This is a genomic window from Priestia sp. USM5 (assembly GCF_058323215.1).
On record NZ_JBSGKN010000001.1, the window covers coordinates 226968 to 245050 of the forward strand.

The window sequence follows — 18083 nt, forward strand, 5'->3', positions numbered from 1 at the left end:
AAGGAGGATTTTAACATGAAAGATTTACAATTTACACGTCATCGTCGTCTTCGTAATTCTGTAAATATGCGTGCGCTTGTACGTGAAACACATTTACATCCGGAAGACTTTATATATCCTATTTTTATTGTAGAAGGTGAACAAAAAAGAAATGCTGTAAAATCAATGCCAGGTGTGGATCAAATTTCTTTAGACTACTTGAATGATGAAATCCAAGAGTTAGTCGATTTAGGAATCAAGTCAGCTATGGTATTTGGTGTTCCCGCTGAAAAAGATGCGGTCGGCTCACAGGCATACCATGACCACGGAATTGTCCAAAAAGGTATTCGTCAAATTAAAGAAAATTTTCCAGATTTTGTTGTTATCGCAGATACATGCTTGTGTCAATACACAGATCATGGCCACTGTGGTGTAATTGAAGACGGAAAAATCTTAAACGATCCTAGCCTTGACTTATTAGCGCGTACAGCGGTTAGTCAAGCTAAAGCAGGAGCGGATATTATTGCGCCTTCAAACATGATGGACGGTTTCGTGGCAGCTATTCGCCACGGTCTAGACGAAGCTGGATTTGAAGATGTGCCGGTGATGTCTTATGCTGTTAAATATGCATCTGCTTTTTACGGACCATTCCGTGATGCAGCGCATTCTTCTCCTCAATTTGGAGACCGTAAAACATATCAAATGGACCCAGCTAATCGCTTAGAGGCACTTCGAGAAGCGGAATCTGATGTCGAAGAAGGAGCAGATTTCTTAATTGTAAAACCAGCTCTATCATATTTAGATATTATGCGCGATGTGAAAAATACGTTTAATTTACCTGTAGTGGCTTATAATGTGAGCGGTGAATATTCAATGATTAAAGCGGCAGCTCAAAACGGCTGGGTAAATGAAAAAGAGATTGTTCTTGAAAAATTAATTAGCATGAAGCGTGCAGGAGCGGATTTAATTGTAACGTATCATGCTAAAGACGCAGCACGCTGGTTATCTGACAAGTAATTAAGGAGGCTTACACATGAGAAGTTATGAAAAGTCAAAAGCAGCTTTTTTAGAAGCGCAGCAACTAATGCCGGGTGGAGTAAACAGTCCTGTTCGTGCATTTAAATCAGTAGATATGGATCCTATTTTTATGGAACGAGGAAAAGGCGCTACGATTTACGATATTGACGGCAACAAATATATTGACTACGTCTTATCATGGGGACCTTTAATTCACGGACATTCCAACGATCAAGTAGTTGAAGCAGTAAAAAAAGTAACGGAATCTGGTACAAGCTTTGGTGCACCAACATTAATTGAAAATGAGCTCGCTAAAGTTGTGATTGAGCGCGTTCCTTCAATCGAAATCGTCCGTATGGTGAGTTCAGGTACGGAAGCAACGATGAGCGCACTGCGTTTAGCGCGTGGCTATACGGGCCGCAACAAAATTTTAAAATTTGAAGGCTGTTACCATGGACACGGTGACTCTCTTCTCATTAAAGCTGGCTCAGGCGTTGCAACGTTAGGCCTACCAGATAGCCCGGGCGTGCCTGAAGGAATCGCTAAAAACACGATTACAGTGCCGTACAATGATTTAGAAAGCGTACAATATGCTTTTAAAGAATTCGGAGATGACATTGCCGGAGTAATCGTTGAACCGGTAGCAGGAAATATGGGTGTGGTACCACCTCAGCCCGGTTTCTTACAAGGGCTTCGTGATATCACATCAGAATATGGCTCACTGCTCATTTTTGATGAAGTAATGACAGGGTTCCGCGTAGCGTACAACTGTGCACAGGGCTACTACAACATTACGCCTGACTTAACTTGCTTAGGAAAAGTAATCGGTGGTGGTTTACCAGTAGGTGCTTACGGTGGTAAAGCTGAAATTATGGAGCGAGTTGCACCAAGCGGCCCGATTTATCAAGCAGGTACATTATCAGGTAATCCGCTTGCGATGACAGCTGGATACGAGACATTAACACAGCTGACACCTCAATCCTACGATGAGTTCATTCGTAAAGCAGATCGCTTAGAAGAAGGATTGATGGCAGCAGCTGAAAAATATGATGTGCCGTTTACCGTAAACAGAGCTGGTTCAATGATCGGTTTCTTCTTCACAAACGAACAGGTCATAAATTACGAAACAGCGAAAACATCGAATTTAGATTATTTTGCAGCTTACTATCGTGAAATGGCTAATGAAGGCGTGTTTTTACCTCCTTCTCAATTCGAAGGAATGTTTTTATCAACTTCTCATACAGATGCAGACATTGAACATACAATTGCAGCAGCTGAAAAAGCTTTTTCAAAGTTGCGTGGATAAACAGCTAAATAGAAATAACTTTTATAAAGAAGCTTACGGAGGATTCCGTAAGCTTTTTTAGTTTTCAAGACATATTTTAATTTATTTGTTCATACATCTTTAATGACCGCGCTATTACCTGGCGGGTGTTGGAAGGGGGAGAACAATTTGTCGCAGGATAATTTATCATGTCTGCGTTTTTCCGTAGAAGAATCAGTATGGTTTCAAAAAGGACAGGAAGTCTCACAACTTTTGTCTATCTCCTTAGAGCCTCAAGTATCTATTCAAGAATATGACCAATATGTGTCTATTCGAGGAGCATTACAATTAACAGGTGAATACGAAACGTACGAGGGAGAGCACTCGTTACGCGAATATACAAATGAGAATCAAGTGCAATCTATCTCTGTCCGTGAAGACGGAACGGCTGAATTATCACATCAATTTCCTGTTGATATTACCATTCCTAAAAATCGTATTCAAAGTATTGAAGATGTATATGTATCTATTGATTTATTTGATTATGAATTACCAGGCACAAATCAGCTGCAGCTAATGGCTGACTTGTCCATCACAGGATTGTACGGGGAACAGCATGAAGAACAAGAACGAGAAGAAGAGGAAGAGTTTGCGGAAGAACAGCACATCGTCTCCTATGAAGAAGCAGACGATGCTGAAGAGGTATATACTGAAAACTTTGCTCAAGAAGAAGAGAAACAAGAGGAGCAAGAGTTTGACGTAAGCTATCGTGAAGCTCCCGCACTTTTAGAGGCAGAGGCTATTGAAGAAGATCATTCAGAAAAGCCTCCTAGTTATTTTTCATCTGTATTTAAAAAAGAATCTCGTGCTGAGCCGGTCGTGGAATATGAAGAGGAAGCATATGAACCATTTGAAGTCGAAGTGAAAAAAGAGGCACCAATCGAGGAAGAAAGAGAAGACAACGTGATTGAGCTCTTTCAGCTTCGTCAAGAGCAAGAAAGCTTCGAAGAATCGCAAGCTAGTGAATTAAATACGTATGCTGACGTTCAACAAGAGGCTGAGCAAGAAAAGGAAAAGATTATTGTTGAATTTCGGAAAGAAGAAAATGAAAGCGGCCGAAATGAAAACGCCCTTTATTTAACAAAGCTCTTTTCGCGGGAAGAAGAAGCTTTTTCAACGTGGAAGCTTTGTATTGTTCAAGACGGAGATTCGCTTGATACGATAGCAAACCGCTATAATACGAATGTACAAAACATTTTACGAGTGAATAATTTAGGAGATGAATATGAGCTGGAAGAAGGAAGCATCTTAAATATTCCCGTTCGTTAAAGTCGGAAAGAAAACAGTTTTGACGCATATAATGTCTTAACTGTTTTCTTTATTTTTTACGAGGAAGGAGAATATAGATGCAGCGGACAGTAGCAGACTACAAAGTATTGTTAAAAGAATATGACTTAGATGTTGACTTTATCGAAGACTACGGAAAAGTAAAAAAAGTCTATACAAAAACTGGCGTATTTGCGCTTAAAGAAATGGCGAATCATCAAGAGCGAAATCAGAACTTCATTCAAAAGTTGCAGAACGTGTATCAAAAAGGGTGGATGGGCTTTGTCCCTATTTATCAAACGAAGCGTTCTCAGCCCATTGTTTCAGATGAAAGCGGCTCGTATTACTTAATGCCGTGGCTCCCAAATAACCCAACCGAAGAGCGTGATATTCGATATCATAAATTATTTCAAGAGCTTGCTAAGCTTCACGGCGCTTCGGCGCAGGAAGTAGAAGTAAAAAAAGAAGATATAGAAAATCATTATACATCGATGAAAGAAACGTGGGAAAAACGTCAGGAAGAGCTGAAGCAGTACGTAGTAGAATGCGAGAAGAAAGTGTATATGTCCCCGTTTGAATTGCATTACTGTACATTTTATTATGAAATGACAAGAGCTCTTGAGTTTGGTTTTGGAAAGCTCGATCAGTGGAACGATGAAATGGAAGAAAAGGAAAAGATCCGGCTGGTTACGTCTCATGGAAAGCTATCGGCTAAACATTTTATCTATGACGAACGGGGAAATGGTTTTTTTATTAACTTTGAACATGCAAAAGATGCTTCACCGATTTATGATTTGGTCTCATTTTATTTCCGTACTCTTCGCACGTACCCAGTAACTACCTATGACAGCTATGAGTGGTTTAGTACGTATGAAAAACATTTTGCTCTCAGAGAAGAGGAAAGACTGCTTTTGCACAGTTATTTAGCGTTTCCAGAACCCTTGTATCAGTGTATCGTTCAATATAGGCAGCATAAAGAAAGTAAAACGGAGCTTGAACATATGCAGTCATTTATTCGAGCATACTGGCTGACGAAAAACATTGAACAGCTCAATATTAAAATATTTGAAGTAGATCAGCAAAAAAAAATGGCAGCGGAAGCAGCTGCACAAGCCCAAGCGAACGAATAGCGCTTGGGTTTTTAAATCCAGTCCGAATATAAAGCAACTGCTAGTATGGCAAGAAGTGCCAACAACAGTACATCAAAGGTTGTGGGGAAGAATAGTGTACGTATACCTTGAAAAATTGTTAAAGGAACAATAAACTGTCCACAAGCCGCTCCTGCTGTTTTGAGCCACCGCTGCAGCTGATACGAATTTACATTTATTCGTTTCTTCATTTGTACATGCCCCTTTCAATCCACGTGCCCAGGTTAAAGTAAGTATATGAAAAAAGAAAGAAATGGTGCCATTTTTTTGAGCGGACTTTTCATTTTATTTCCAAAATTAGCGAGTGAATGAAAAAATAAAGAGCAGAACAAAAAAATTATGAATATAATCATAAAAAAATGGAGAAGATTATTGACGATTCAACATTTTTTCATATAGTATAATTAAGAGAAATTCATACATAAATACAGTGAATAGGAAGAGTACGGGATGTTCGTCTTTCAGAGAGAGAAATCAGCTGCTGTGAGATTTCTTAAGAATGTGCACTCGGAATGTCGCCTATGAGTAGCTTTTTTGAACAGCTGCATAGCTCAGTAGAAAAAGCCGGTTAATCAACCGTTATGAAATGAAGTGTATAGGCTTATCAAACGGGATACGTCTATAAAAAAAGGTGGTACCGCGAAATCAACTCCTTTCGTCCTTTTATTAGGAAAGGAGTTTTTTTATGTTTATAAAAGCTTTACACAGTTTCTAAAGACTGAAACTTTATATTATGGAGGTATACATTATGTCTGAAAAAGAAGTGACTCTTCCAACGAAGTATGATCCAAAAGCCGTTGAAGAAAATCGTTATCAGTATTGGTTAGACGGGAAGTTTTTTGAAGCAACAAATGACCCTGAAAAAGAGCCATATACAATTGTAATTCCACCCCCAAACGTAACGGGCAAGCTGCATTTAGGCCACGCTTGGGATACAACGTTACAAGACATCTTAACGCGTATGAAGCGCATGCAAGGCTATGACGTTTTATGGCTTCCCGGCATGGACCATGCGGGGATTGCAACGCAGGCAAAAGTAGAAGAAAAGCTTCGCAGCGAAGGGAAAAGCCGCTACGATCTAGGCCGCGAAAATTTTGTAGCCGAAACGTGGAAATGGAAAGAAGAATATGCAAGCTTTATTCGCCAGCAGTGGTCGAAGCTAGGACTTGGCTTAGACTATTCACGCGAGCGCTTCACGCTTGATGAAGGCCTTTCTAAAGCAGTGCGCGAAGTATTCGTAACGCTTTACAAAAAAGGGTTAATCTATCGCGGAGAATATATTATCAACTGGGATCCAGCTACAAAAACAGCTCTTTCAGACATCGAGGTTATTTACAAAGATGTACAAGGTGCGTTTTATCATATGCGCTATCCGTTGGCAGATGGTTCTGGACATATTGAAATCGCAACAACTCGTCCTGAAACAATGCTAGGAGATACGGCTGTAGCTGTTCACCCTGAAGATGATCGCTATAAGCACTTAATCGGCAAAAAGGTTGTCCTTCCGATTGTAGGTCGTGAAATTCCAATCGTAGGCGATGATTATGTAGATATGGAATTCGGTTCTGGTGCGGTAAAAATTACGCCTGCTCATGACCCGAACGATTTTGAAATTGGAAACCGTCATAATTTAGAGCGTATTTTAGTGATGAATCAAGACGGCACGATGAATGACAAAGCAGGTAAATATGAAGGAATGGATCGTTTTGCTTGCCGTAAGCAAATTGTTAAAGACCTTCAAGAAGACGGCGTATTGTTCAACATTGAAGACCACATGCATTCAGTAGGTCACAGTGAACGAAGCGGTGCCGTTGTTGAACCTTATTTATCAACTCAGTGGTTTGTAAAAATGCAGCCGTTAGCAGATAAAGCAGTAGATCTTCAAAAACAAGAAGAAAAAGTAAACTTTGTGCCTGATCGTTTTGAAAAGACCTACTTACACTGGATGGAAAATATTCGCGACTGGTGTATTTCGCGTCAGCTTTGGTGGGGACATCGCATTCCAGCTTGGTATCATAAAGAAACTGGAGAAGTATACGTAGATCATGAGGCTCCAGCAGATATCGAAAACTGGGAACAGGATTCAGATGTATTAGACACATGGTTCAGTTCAGCGCTATGGCCGTTCTCAACAATGGGCTGGCCGGATGTGGATGCAGCTGATTTCAAACGCTACTACCCAACAAATGTGCTTGTAACGGGCTACGACATTATTTTCTTCTGGGTATCTCGTATGATTTTCCAAGGTCTTGAATTTACGGGTAAACGTCCGTTTGACGATGTACTTATTCACGGTCTTGTACGAGATGCTGAAGGTCGTAAGATGAGTAAATCACTTGGTAACGGCGTAGATCCAATGGAAGTAATTGAGAAATACGGTGCAGATTCTCTTCGCTATTTCTTATCTACAGGAAGCTCACCGGGACAAGATTTACGCTTCAGCTTTGAAAAAGTCGAAGCGACGTGGAACTTTGCAAATAAAATTTGGAATGCTTCTCGTTTTGCATTAATGAACATGGACGGCATCACATTTGAAGAGCTTGATTTATCAGGCGAAAAGTCAGTTGCGGATAAATGGATTTTAACGCGCTTAAATGAAACGATTGAGCACGTAACAAAATTAGCTGACAAATATGAATTTGGTGAAGTTGGACGCATTCTTTATAACTTTATTTGGGATGACTTCTGCGATTGGTACATTGAAATGGCTAAACTTCCTCTTTACGGAGAAGATGAAGCAGCTAAAAAGACCACTCGCTCAATTTTAGCTTATGTACTTGATAACACAATGCGACTTTTACATCCATTCATGCCGTTTATTACTGAAGAAATTTGGCAAAGCTTGCCGCATGAAGGTGAATCAATTACAGTAGCTAAATGGCCGGAAGTACGCGCTGAGCTTTCGGATAAAGAAGCTGCTAACGATATGCGTTTACTTGTAGATATTATCCGTGCTGTTCGTAACATTCGTGCTGAAGTGAACACGCCGATGAGCAAACAAGTAAAATTATTTATTAAAGCTAAAGATGAAAATATTCAAAGTCAGCTTGAAAAGAATCGTGCGTATGTAGAACGTTTCTGTAATCCAAGTGAGCTTGTGATTTCAACCGATGTTTCATTAGATGAAAAAGCGATGACTGCTGTTGTAACAGGCGCAGAATTAATTTTACCTCTTGAAGGTTTAATTAATATTGAAGAAGAAATCGCCCGTTTAGAAAAAGAATACGATAAGTTAAACAAAGAAGTAGAACGTGTACAAAAGAAATTAAACAACCAAGGCTTTATTGCAAAAGCGCCTGCTAAAGTAGTAGAAGAAGAGCGTGCAAAAGAGCAAGATTACGTTGAAAAACGTGAAGCTGTTCAGTCTCGTATTGCTGAATTACGCGGATAATCAATGGGTTAATAAACTAACAGAAAAAGCGTGGCTTGTATAGCGACGCTTTTTCTTTACATAATAATAGCGATGGAAAAGAAAGGTGAATAAAAGATGATAACGACATATGAAGAAGCGCTTGATTGGATTCATAACAGACTTCGCTTTGGAATCAAGCCGGGGTTAGAACGAATGGAATGGATGCTAGAGCAGCTTGATTTTCCGCAGCAAAATATAAATGCTATTCACGTTGCTGGGACGAATGGTAAAGGTTCTACTGTTTCGTATTTGCGAAATATGTTAGAAGAAGCAGGGTATAAAGTTGGAACGTTTACTTCCCCTTATATCGAAACATTTAATGAGCGGATTAGCGTGAATGGACAGCCTATTTCAAATGAAGCAATGACCGCTCTTGTTCAGGAAGTAAAGCCTGTAGTGGAGCGACTAGAACATACGGACTTAGGGTCAGCAACGGAATTTGAAGTGATTACAATCATGGCTTTTCTTTATTTCGGCTATCATGATTCAGTTGACTATGTTGTGTTTGAAACAGGTCTTGGGGGACGATATGATTCAACAAACGTTGTGAATCCTATGGTGAGTATTATTACAAACATTGGATTTGATCACATGGCGATACTAGGTGATACGGTAGAAGAAATTGCAGCAGAAAAAGCGGGGATTATTAAAAAAGAAGTCCCTATTATTACTGGTGCAGAGCAAGTAAAGGCGCTTGACGTCATTACAGAAGAGGCAAATTTGAAGCAGGCTTCGTTATTTGTGTTAGGAAAAGAATTTAAAATTGAAAACTATGAGCCCTTAGCAAATGGAGAAGGCTTTACGTTAAAAACGCCGTATGGTACATTTGAACACTTGCAATTAAATATGCTTGGCTATCATCAAGTTAAAAATGCAGCTTTGGCTGTGATGGCCGTTTGTTATTTAAAAGAAAAGAAAAAGCTTTCTATCTCCAATGAGCAAATGATAAAAGGGATTCAGCATACAAAGTGGAACGGCCGCTTTGAGATAGTAAATGAGCATCCTTTAACGATTATTGACGGGGCTCATAATGCAGAAGGCATTGATAGCTTGTTATCTACTTTACGCCTTCATTATGAAGATCGAAACATTCATTTAATCTTCAGCTGCTTAAATGATAAAAGCGCTGATCGAATGGTCCAAGAACTTGAAACAATCGCTGCAAGTATTACATTTACGTCGTTTGACTTTCCTCGTGCTCGCGCAGCTGGAGAGCTTTATGAGATGAGTACTCATCGTAATAAGCATATGGACGAGGAGTGGAAAAAAGCAATTGCTTACGTAAAGGAAAAGGCGACAGGTGAACAAGACATGGTCGTGATTACAGGGTCTCTGTATTTTATATCAGAAGTGCGGGCCTTTCTTCTCAAATGAGCAGAAGCAGCAAGTGAAATCTTGCTGCTTTTAACATAATGTAAGAAAGGGATACAAATAATAAGGAAGCACTAAGTTCAAAGTATTGTCACTTTCACCCCCTAGGTAAGTGATATATAATAAACATGTACATCACTAAATAAGGAGATTGTTAACATGAGTAAGAATAATGAAAAAATTGTACCGAAAAGTAATAAAAACTTTACCGGTATTATTCTTACCTTTTCAGTGATAGCGAATGTTATTATCTTACTGCTATTCTTTTCGAATATTGGCTATCAAGGAAAAGTAAGTTTTGATTTGACTATCTTTCCACGGTTAAATGCTATTTTGAATAGTTTTACGTTTATTTTTTTAGTTGCAGCGTTGATTTCAATCTTTAGAAAAAACATCAATGCTCATAGAGGGTTTATCTTAGCGGCATTCACTTCTACACTGCTCTTTTTAGTTTCATATTTAACGTTCCACTATATCTCAACGGAAACAGCTACGTTTGGTGGAGAAGGAATTGTTCGTCCCATTTACTTCTTTATTTTGATCACACACAGTTTCTTAGCAGCGATTATCGTTCCGCTGGCACTGTTTGCACTTGTGTGGGGCTGGACAATGCAAGTTGAAAAACATAAAAAAATTGTGCGATGGACAATGCCAATCTGGCTTTATGTAAGCCTTACAGGTGTAATTGTCTACTTATTTATGGCTCCTTACTATTAAAAAAACGTCTGCTTTTGCAGACGTTTTTTTATGCTGTTTTTGTTTTTTAGTGGTATAATCCTTATTACCTATAAAAGGTGTGTTTTAAGGAAGGAGGCATACAGAATATGACTTTTATGGGTATTAAGATTCAGTTTATTAATGAAGGAGCTGTTTGATACTAATCAATAAAAGAGAGGTGTGGAAATGGATAAACTGTCAAAAGAGAATAAAGGACTTTCTCTCACGCAAGTGATCATACTGGTTATCGTAATAGGTCTTCTAGCAGCTTTTCTCATACCGTTTATTGGCAGCTATTTAAAAGGAAAAGATACATTGCCCCATTCAAAAGAAAATCTACAGTTAGTATTCTATACCCCTGAAATGGAAGGAGTCGTATGAGTATAATTTACCTTTATCTATTCGTTTCAGGTATCACTCTAGGTTCATTTTACAACGTAGCAGGCCTTAGAATTCCTCAGGGAAAATCTATTTTATCTCCAAGATCTCATTGTCCACACTGTTTATACGTTCTTTCTCCACAACAGTTAATCCCCGTAGTCTCCTACATTAAAAATGCAGGAAAATGTAGTATGTGTCGCAAAAAAATCTCCTTCATCTACCCGTTCGTAGAATTTTCGACAGGAAGTTTATTTGTATATGCTTTTTTAAAATTGAATATGACGTTAGAACTGATTGTCATATTAACTTTTGTTTCTTTTTTAACAATTATCGTTGTCTCAGATATAGCCTATATGATTGTCCCAAATAAGGTGCTGCTTTTCTTTTTGCCTATCTTTCTTCTTGAGCGTCTTTTCATTCCATTAACTTCGTGGAGTGATTCTTTAATGGGAGGAGGAATCGCATTTTTTCTCCTCTTTCTAATCGCATTTCTCAGCAGAGGAGGCCTTGGAGAAGGAGATATTAAATTGTATGGTTTGATTGGTATTGTGCTTGGAGTAAAGCTTGTTTTGCTATCACTTTTTTTAGCTATATTAATAGGCGGAACCGTTAGTATAGGAGCATTATTAATGAAAAAGGCAAAGGTAGGTGTACCAATTCCTTTCGTTCCTTTTATTTTTATAGGGACAATCGCTGCTTATTTTCATGGAAACGAATTGATAGATTGGTATGTTAGCAACTATTTTTATTGAGCTTCAAGTCTTCGACAAAGTTAAAATTTCTGTAACTAAATAGCGAAAACCTTTTGTAACAAGACGACAAATGTCTTGTTATTTTTTTTTTCTTCTATGATAGCATGGAAAAAAGTGTATGTTTTATGTCGGTTTACCTCAGCTTACAACCGGTACTAAGACTACGTTAACTAAAGGCGGTGGGGCAGTGGACAAGCAGGAACGAAAAATTTCAATTAAAATCAATGGTCAATCTAAGGATGAGAAGGAAGAACAAGCGCCGGAAAAAGACGAATTTACGTGGGTTCTTCCGGAACCGGCATCCAAAGATTCTCATGTGGAAGAAAATAAAGTGGTGTTTATTGAAGATGTAAGAAATGAAAAGAAGAAAAAGCCGCGATTACACCCTAAAAATGTTTCGATTAAAACAGTAAACGGCGGTGTGATCAAACGAACGGCTGTGATTGTATTACTAGCAGTCGGAATAGGCAGCGGCATCGGTATGGTTGGTGTGAAAATGATGACAGGAAGCGAACAGCCTGTAGGAAAAGCACAAACAAGTGAGCGAGCGAAAGAAGAAAAAGCTGCTCAAACAGCGTCTGCCACTGAAAGTGTTGGTAAAGCTGAAAAGAAAAGCGAACAGGAATCGAAGGATACGTCAGCTGCTGCTTCTACTTTAGACCCTTTTTCCTTTTACATTGTGCAAGCAGGTGCTTTTTCATCAAAAACTGCTGCAAATAAAGCAATGGATAAATGGAAAGAAGAGAACGAAGCAGGCGAGATTTTTTCACCTAAAACCTATTCTCTTGTCGTTGGTGCTGCCACTGGAGAAGAAAAAGCAAAGGCACTTAGTAAAACGTATAAACAACAAGGTAAAGATGTATATGTAAAGTCTTATGAAATTAAGCCCACCAGCGAATTAGGGAAAAAAGATCAAACGGTTATAACAACAGCGCAGCCGTTTATGGCTAATCTCTTAGATCAATCTGTTAAAGCGATTGAGGGAGAGCGGGTAGCCGATATCAAATCTTTGAAAAAAGAGCTGACAAAAGTTCAGAAAGAAGCGTCAAATGAAGACATTAAAACCATGGTGAGAACCCTTCAAAAGGCTGCGGCTTCTCTTTCTTCATATGAAGACAATAAAAGCAGTAAAGACGCTTGGCTTGCTCAGGGATACGTGTTAAAAGCTCTTCAGCAGTATGAAAGCCTTGTAACGTCTTAACAGGTGAGGTAGTGTAATGCTGCCTCACTTGTTTATTGTCATTTAGAGATGAAATTGCTAAAATAACGGTGTGTCCTTCTTTTTTTAAATCAAAATGCAAAGGTGAGATGTATGAAACAAACATTAATTTTAGCCTCAGGCTCTCCTCGTCGAAAAGAATTACTTCAGCAGCTTCACATTCCCTTTACCGTTCACGTTAGTACAATTGAAGAAATCGTCAATCCATCATACACTCCGTCCGAGGTAGTAATGGATTTAGCTAGGCAAAAAGCAGTGGACGTCGCTTCGCATTATAAAGAGGATATGGTCCTAGGCGCCGATACAGTTGTCGTATATGGCAATCGTATTTTAGGAAAGCCAAAAACGAAACAAGAAGCGATTGAAACACTTACGATGCTGTCAGGTCAAAAACATCAGGTGTTAACTGGAGTAGCGTTCGTATCAAATGCAAAAGTTCATACGTTTTATGAACAAACTGATGTAGAGTTTTGGCCGATTGAACAAGATGAAATCGTACAGTACGTAGAGTCAGGAGAGCCTATGGATAAGGCTGGTTCTTATGGAATTCAAGGTCTCGGTGCTGCGCTAGTTAAAAAAATTGAAGGAGACTATTTCTCCGTGGTGGGCTTGCCGCTCTCCCGAACAATACGTGAGCTAAAACAATACGGTTTCGTCTATTAAAAAGGAGTGACGAAATTGGATCAATCATTGCTAATTAAAGATTTTCCTCAAGATGAAAGACCTCGAGAGCGCCTTGTGGCAATGGGTGCTTCTAGTCTTTCTAACCACGAGCTTATTGCTATTTTGCTGCGCACCGGAACCAAAGATGAATCTGTTCTTCAGCTGTCCAATCGCATATTAACGCATTTTGAAGGTCTTCAACTTTTACAGCATGCATCGCTTGATGAAATGATGAATATTAAAGGTATCGGACCTGCAAAAGCGATTCAAATTATAGCGGCTATTGAAATAGGTAAGAGGATTGTACAGCGGAAATCTAGTGAGCGATATACCATTCATGGCCCTGAAGACGGAGCTAATTATGTGATGGAAGAAATGCGCGTGCTGTCCCAAGAGCATTTCGTCTGTTTATACCTCAACACGAAAAATCAAGTTCTCCACAAGCAAACCATTTTTATCGGAAGCCTCAATTCATCTATTGTCCATCCAAGAGAAGTATTTAAAGAAGCCTTTCGCCGTTCAGCTGCATCTCTTATTTGTATTCATAATCATCCCTCCGGCGACCCTTTAAACATAGTATCCTAAACTAGAGTACTCTAAGTACTCGAAGTTTAGGATTTTTTAATTACAGTGCTTTAACTATTAAATATATAAGGGTATTATTAATAGTAGTTAAAGTATTTAAAGGTGGTGGAAAGATGAAGGTTCAGAAAGTAATTGTGGAGGAAAAATCATATCCGTTATACATACTGCTAGATAAAGAATTTGAAGTGATAGAACCGGTTAAGCGATTTATAAAGTACTTGGATAATACGGGCAAAGCTCCAAATACCATTAAAACATATTGTTATCATCTCAAGCTGTTTTATGAATTTATGAGCCAAAGTAGAATCGAATTAGGAGATTTACAATTTGAGGATTTAGCAAACTTTGTAGGATGGTTAAGAAATCCAGCAGGGCATTTAAAGGTAATAGATATACAACCAAAGAAGGCTAAAAGAGAGGAAACATCAGTTAATTCCATACTTAACGCTGTAACTAGTTTCTTAGAGTATTTAAATCGCACAGAAAATTTTAAAGCTATAGATATGTCTAAAGAAGCAAGAGGAAGAAACTTTAAGGGGTTTCTTCACCATATTTCTAAAGGTAGATCCTATAAAAAAAATATTTTAAAGCTTAGGGTCAAAAAGAAACTTGTACAAGTATTAGAACATGGACAAGTCAAAGCAATAATTGAGGCATGTCATACCAAAAGAGATAAGTTACTTATTATGCTTATGTATGAAGGGGGACTTCGGATAGGAGAAGCATTATCCCTTCGTATTGAAGATATTTCAACATGGGATAACCAGATTAACATCAGGCCAAGAGATCATAATGAAAATGGAGCTTATATTAAACTTAAAAAAGAAAGAACTATTGATGTAAGTAAGGAATTAATGGCATTATATACCGATTACTTAGTACATGAATATGGGGAAGATTTAGATCATGATTATATATTTATTAATCTTAAAGATTCTTATTTTGGCCACCCTCTAAAATATCAAAGTGTATTAGACTTAATAAGAAGACTAGGAAAACGGACAGGGATTACTTTCACTGCCCATATATTACGTCATACGCATGCCACAGAGCTTATTAGAAGTGGATGGGATGCTGCATATGTACAAAAAAGATTAGGGCATGCCCATGTACAAACAACACTTGATACGTATGTTCATCTTTCTGATCAAGATATGAAGAATGAATATAAAAAGTATCTTCAAGGGAGAGAAACATGACAATGAAATTTCCAAGTGTAGCAACTAATCGAAAGCTTATCGCTAGTACAGAGATTAATAAAAAAATAGCTAATATGACAAGTGTTTTAAAAGGTTATTGGGCAGCAGATAGATGGGATATAAGAATTTGTCCGCATCCTAGTGCAATTGAGTTAAGTAAGAATCCGTCACTAAGAAATCGTTGGGTAAATTTCGATAAGGTGGAAAATGTCTGGTTGAAAACAGAATTAAAATATTTTTATTACCTTCACTTGAATAATGGAGCTTGGAATGCAAAATCCGTTTGGATTAGAAAGGGAACAGTGATAAGCCGGATGATGGGATTTTTAAATTTAAAATATCCTAATATTACATCGATAACCGAAGTGCCTATAAAAAAAGCTTTGACAGAATACCGGACCTACTTAACAGAACAAAAAGTAAAAACTACGACTACTAATTACAAACTTGATGTAAATCAGCAGAAAGTTACTGTACATGCGAATTCCTATTACGTTACTCATCTTAAGCAGTTTATGGAATTCTATGAGGACTTCTATTTTGATGGGGAAGAATGGGAAAAAGATGTTTGGAATCGAAGAAAATTATCATTACCGGAAGATAAGGTAAACCCAACATCCTACGAATATACGATCAACTTTAAGGGTTTTAAGAATAATTATTTTAAAGAAATAGTTAAGCGATATTGTAAACTAATGTTAAACACAGCTAGCTTTTCTCACGTAGTAGATATAGCTTCAAAATTAAAAGAATTTTTTAATTTCATGAACAAAAATTGTGAAGGTATACAAAGGATTCATCAATTAACTAGAAATGAAATTGAGCAATATTTTAATTATATTAATTTAAAAGGTTTAAAACCCAGTACTGTAACTGGACGAATATCTACTTTAGACGTTTTTTTTACTACAATTCAAAGATATGACTGGAAGGATACACCTTCTAAGATCCTTATCTTTCAAGAAGATTACCCTAAAGTGCCGAAGGCACTACCACGTTATATTGATGAACATATACTTGAACAATTAAATGGGAAATTAGATAAATTGGAACCTTATATTGCTACAATGGTTATGGTACTTCAAGAATGCGGGATGCGTATCAGTGAACTTTGTACATTGAAAAAAGGGAGCGTCATAACCGATAAAGAAGGGGATTGCTTTTTAAAGTATTATCAGTGGAAAATGAAGAAAGAGCATATCATTCCTATTTCTAAAGAAATTGCTGCATTGATATTAGTTCAAGAGCAAAGGGTGGCTGATGAACTCGATGATGGATGTGTATATGTGTTTCCCCGAAAAGATTGCTCACCATTGAAACAAGATACCTTTAGGGTTAAATTAAATGAACTAGCTTATGAAGAAAAGATAACGGACAGCAACGGAGAAATTTTTCGTTTTCATGCTCATGCCTTTCGGCATACAGTTGGCACTAGAATGATAAATAACGGAGTGCCACAACATATTGTCCAGAAGTTCTTGGGTCACGAATCACCGGAAATGACGGCAAGATATGCACATATTTTTGATGAAACCCTAAAGAAGGAATTTACGAAATTTAAGGAAACCTTAGTAACGAATAACGGTAGCATTCTGGATTTAAGTGAGGAAAATACTGAAGCTGACAATACAGATCTTCAATGGTTTAAAAAGAATATCAATGCACAGGCACTTCCTAATGGCTATTGTCGGTTACCAGTAATTGCAGGACCATGTCCTCACGCAAATGCATGTTTAGATTGTACGAATTTCTGTACAAGTAAACAATTTCTTACTGAACATGAAGAGCACTTAGAGCGAACTAAAGAAATACTAAATAGGGCTAAACAAAACCAATGGCAGCGTCAGGTTGAAACCAATGAACGTGTTAAAAATAGATTAGAACAGATTATTCATTCGTTAAAGGAGACGAATTAAAATGATTAGAAAAGGTAACACAACTGCCATAGTTCAGCTAGCTAAAGACAAGTCGGAGAAAACAAGAATTAGGGTTGAAAAGACAATTTCAGAGATGGCATTGAAAGAAGAGAAGATTAATTTTAATTCCGTTGCACAAAAAGCAAATGTTTCAAAGTCATGGCTTTACAAACAAAAAGATATTAGAACTAGAGTGGAGACATTAAGAGGGATGCAGATAAGTGAGTTAACCCCCCGTAAACCTAGTAAAAGCCCTCGTTCAGAGGACGTATTAATAAAAACCTTAAAAAGCCGTATAAAGGCGTTAGAAGAAGAGAATGAACGGTTAAAGGATCAAGTTCAAAAATTACATGGCAAGCTGTTTTAGCAGATTTGTGTTTCTTGGAATTTATTGGGCACTTTGAATTGGCTACCTAAAATGAAATCGCTAAAACCTTCAATAACTTCAATAGCCCATTTCCCTAAATGTGTTAAGGGGAAATGGGCTTTCTTCTAGTATTGTTGGCATGATCGCAGAAGTGTTTTATGCTCTTAAATAATACTTTTTAATATATTGCAAATACTCATTAGCACTTTTCTGTATCTCTTCGCCCTTCATATCCGAATTAGCACCGTAAAGTACAAACTCTGGTACATATTCAGCATGAATCTATGCACATAAAGATTTGAATGGTGTTAACATCTGGGTTAATGTATGCTTGTTTTTACCCATACTTGTAAATTCACCTTTTTTTACGCCAGCTGATATAGCTAATCCTAATTTTCGATTATAAAATATTCTTTTACCCTTTGATCCGTAAGCCCATCCATATATAATCACTTCATCGATCCATTTTTTTAATAATGAAGGAGAACTATACCAATATAATGGAAATTGAAAAATAATATTATCATGATTTTCAACTAATTCCTGCTCTCTTTTTACATTTATAATAAAATCAGGATACTCTCTATAAAGATCATGAATGGTAATTTCGTTTGAATAAGACGCTGCTTTTTCTACCCAAACTTTATTGATTCGAGAATTTGGCATATCTGGGTGAGAAACGATCACCAATGTTTTCATTGTTTCATCCTTAACATACTCAACTTTCGCACCAATAAAACAGTGTACGAAAGTTGAGTTACTTAAAA

16 protein-coding genes, 1 pseudogene and 1 other annotated feature are annotated in these 18083 nt (G+C 37.7%); of the genes and pseudogenes, 15 read left to right on the forward strand and 2 right to left on the reverse strand.

Annotation, left to right across the window (positions count from 1 at the left end; all coding sequences use genetic code 11):
- Positions 1–15: 15 nt before the first annotated feature.
- The 4 genes from hemB (at position 16) to ysxE (ending at position 4716) form a co-directional block, all read left to right on the forward strand.
- On the forward strand, positions 16–996 hold the full coding sequence (gene hemB, locus ACWATA_RS01145) for a porphobilinogen synthase (RefSeq protein WP_014458109.1): 981 nt from the start codon (positions 16–18) through the stop codon (positions 994–996).
- Between the two features lie 16 nt (positions 997–1012).
- Positions 1013–2302 (forward strand): glutamate-1-semialdehyde 2,1-aminomutase, encoded by a 1290-nt coding sequence (hemL, locus tag ACWATA_RS01150; RefSeq protein WP_013059357.1) that lies wholly within the window; start codon positions 1013–1015, stop codon positions 2300–2302.
- A 147-nt stretch (positions 2303–2449) separates the two neighbouring features.
- Positions 2450–3589: a stage VI sporulation protein D gene (spoVID, locus tag ACWATA_RS01155; RefSeq protein ID WP_028411727.1), complete on the forward strand. Its 1140-nt coding sequence runs from the start codon at positions 2450–2452 to the stop codon at positions 3587–3589.
- 77 nt (positions 3590–3666) lie between these two features.
- Positions 3667–4716 carry a spore coat protein YsxE gene (ysxE, locus tag ACWATA_RS01160; RefSeq protein ID WP_013085128.1) on the forward strand — a complete coding sequence of 350 codons (1050 nt, stop codon included), beginning with the start codon at positions 3667–3669 and terminating at the stop codon, positions 4714–4716.
- Between the two features lie 11 nt (positions 4717–4727).
- On the opposite strand, the gene ACWATA_RS01165 is transcribed toward ysxE, so the two are convergent.
- On the reverse strand, positions 4728–4925 hold the full coding sequence (locus ACWATA_RS01165; protein WP_013059354.1) for a YszA family small membrane protein: 198 nt from the start codon (positions 4923–4925) through the stop codon (positions 4728–4730).
- 230 nt (positions 4926–5155) lie between these two features.
- Positions 5156–5400, forward strand: a binding site (T-box leader).
- A gap of 82 nt (positions 5401–5482) precedes the next feature.
- On the opposite strand from ACWATA_RS01165, the gene ACWATA_RS01170 reads away from it, so the two are divergent.
- The 11 genes and pseudogenes from ACWATA_RS01170 (at position 5483) to ACWATA_RS01220 (ending at position 17316) form a co-directional block, all read left to right on the forward strand.
- Entirely contained in the window at positions 5483–8125 is a 2643-nt protein-coding gene (locus ACWATA_RS01170; RefSeq protein WP_034265552.1) for a valine--tRNA ligase, read from the forward strand.
- Positions 8126–8221: 96 nt separating this feature from the next.
- Positions 8222–9520, forward strand: coding sequence for a bifunctional folylpolyglutamate synthase/dihydrofolate synthase (locus ACWATA_RS01175; RefSeq protein ID WP_028411724.1), 1299 nt, complete (start codon positions 8222–8224; stop codon positions 9518–9520).
- Between the two features lie 156 nt (positions 9521–9676).
- Positions 9677–10234: a DUF420 domain-containing protein gene (locus ACWATA_RS01180; RefSeq protein WP_028411723.1), complete on the forward strand. Its 558-nt coding sequence runs from the start codon at positions 9677–9679 to the stop codon at positions 10232–10234.
- Positions 10235–10420: 186 nt separating this feature from the next.
- The gene (locus ACWATA_RS01185; protein WP_033579647.1) at positions 10421–10615 is read left to right on the forward strand and encodes an ATP synthase subunit B family protein; all 195 of its coding nucleotides are present in this window, start codon (positions 10421–10423) and stop codon (positions 10613–10615) included.
- Positions 10612–11367 carry a prepilin peptidase gene (locus tag ACWATA_RS01190; protein WP_034265545.1) on the forward strand — a complete coding sequence of 252 codons (756 nt, stop codon included), beginning with the start codon at positions 10612–10614 and terminating at the stop codon, positions 11365–11367. The genes ACWATA_RS01185 and ACWATA_RS01190 overlap by 4 nt, the downstream gene beginning before the upstream one ends.
- 118 nt (positions 11368–11485) lie before the next feature.
- On the forward strand, positions 11486–12568 hold the full coding sequence (locus tag ACWATA_RS01195; protein WP_033579649.1) for an SPOR domain-containing protein: 1083 nt from the start codon (positions 11486–11488) through the stop codon (positions 12566–12568).
- Between the two features lie 111 nt (positions 12569–12679).
- Positions 12680–13249, forward strand: coding sequence for a Maf family protein (locus ACWATA_RS01200; RefSeq protein WP_033579650.1), 570 nt, complete (start codon positions 12680–12682; stop codon positions 13247–13249).
- A gap of 15 nt (positions 13250–13264) precedes the next feature.
- Positions 13265–13816 (forward strand): annotated as a pseudogene (radC, locus tag ACWATA_RS01205) (RadC family protein); the annotation flags it as partial.
- Between the two features lie 131 nt (positions 13817–13947).
- Complete coding sequence (locus ACWATA_RS01210) at positions 13948–15033, forward strand: phage lytic cycle repressor MrpR family protein (protein WP_000867971.1); 1086 nt, start codon at positions 13948–13950, stop codon at positions 15031–15033.
- A 2-nt stretch (positions 15034–15035) separates the two neighbouring features.
- A complete protein-coding gene (locus ACWATA_RS01215) occupies positions 15036–16949 on the forward strand; it encodes a tyrosine-type recombinase/integrase (RefSeq protein ID WP_029658482.1) in 1914 nt (637 codons plus the stop codon).
- 1 nt (position 16950) lies between these two features.
- Positions 16951–17316 (forward strand): DUF6262 family protein, encoded by a 366-nt coding sequence (locus ACWATA_RS01220; protein ID WP_000619629.1) that lies wholly within the window; start codon positions 16951–16953, stop codon positions 17314–17316.
- A 282-nt stretch (positions 17317–17598) separates the two neighbouring features.
- On the opposite strand, the gene ACWATA_RS01225 is transcribed toward ACWATA_RS01220, so the two are convergent.
- Positions 17599–18015 carry an NAD(P)H-dependent oxidoreductase gene (locus ACWATA_RS01225; RefSeq protein ID WP_000855243.1) on the reverse strand — a complete coding sequence of 139 codons (417 nt, stop codon included), beginning with the start codon at positions 18013–18015 and terminating at the stop codon, positions 17599–17601.
- Positions 18016–18083: the final 68 nt, after the last annotated feature.

Excerpts from the sequence above, each read along its gene's own strand:
- hemB (WP_014458109.1), top strand. The coding sequence starts at position 16 with ATGAAAGATTTACAATTTACACGTCATCGTCGTCTTCGTAATTCTGTA.
- hemL (WP_013059357.1), top strand. The coding sequence starts at position 1,013 with ATGAGAAGTTATGAAAAGTCAAAAGCAGCTTTTTTAGAAGCGCAGCAA.
- ysxE (WP_013085128.1), top strand. The coding sequence starts at position 3,667 with ATGCAGCGGACAGTAGCAGACTACAAAGTATTGTTAAAAGAATATGAC.
- ACWATA_RS01165 (WP_013059354.1), bottom strand. The coding sequence starts at position 4,925 with ATGAAGAAACGAATAAATGTAAATTCGTATCAGCTGCAGCGGTGGCTC.
- ACWATA_RS01170 (WP_034265552.1), top strand. The coding sequence starts at position 5,483 with ATGTCTGAAAAAGAAGTGACTCTTCCAACGAAGTATGATCCAAAAGCC.
- ACWATA_RS01175 (WP_028411724.1), top strand. The coding sequence starts at position 8,222 with ATGATAACGACATATGAAGAAGCGCTTGATTGGATTCATAACAGACTT.
- ACWATA_RS01180 (WP_028411723.1), top strand. The coding sequence starts at position 9,677 with ATGAGTAAGAATAATGAAAAAATTGTACCGAAAAGTAATAAAAACTTT.
- ACWATA_RS01185 (WP_033579647.1), top strand. The coding sequence starts at position 10,421 with ATGGATAAACTGTCAAAAGAGAATAAAGGACTTTCTCTCACGCAAGTG.
- ACWATA_RS01190 (WP_034265545.1), top strand. The coding sequence starts at position 10,612 with ATGAGTATAATTTACCTTTATCTATTCGTTTCAGGTATCACTCTAGGT.
- ACWATA_RS01195 (WP_033579649.1), top strand. The coding sequence starts at position 11,486 with ATGTTTTATGTCGGTTTACCTCAGCTTACAACCGGTACTAAGACTACG.
- ACWATA_RS01200 (WP_033579650.1), top strand. The coding sequence starts at position 12,680 with ATGAAACAAACATTAATTTTAGCCTCAGGCTCTCCTCGTCGAAAAGAA.
- ACWATA_RS01210 (WP_000867971.1), top strand. The coding sequence starts at position 13,948 with ATGAAGGTTCAGAAAGTAATTGTGGAGGAAAAATCATATCCGTTATAC.
- ACWATA_RS01215 (WP_029658482.1), top strand. The coding sequence starts at position 15,036 with ATGAAATTTCCAAGTGTAGCAACTAATCGAAAGCTTATCGCTAGTACA.
- ACWATA_RS01220 (WP_000619629.1), top strand. The coding sequence starts at position 16,951 with ATGATTAGAAAAGGTAACACAACTGCCATAGTTCAGCTAGCTAAAGAC.
- ACWATA_RS01225 (WP_000855243.1), bottom strand. The coding sequence starts at position 18,015 with ATGAAAACATTGGTGATCGTTTCTCACCCAGATATGCCAAATTCTCGA.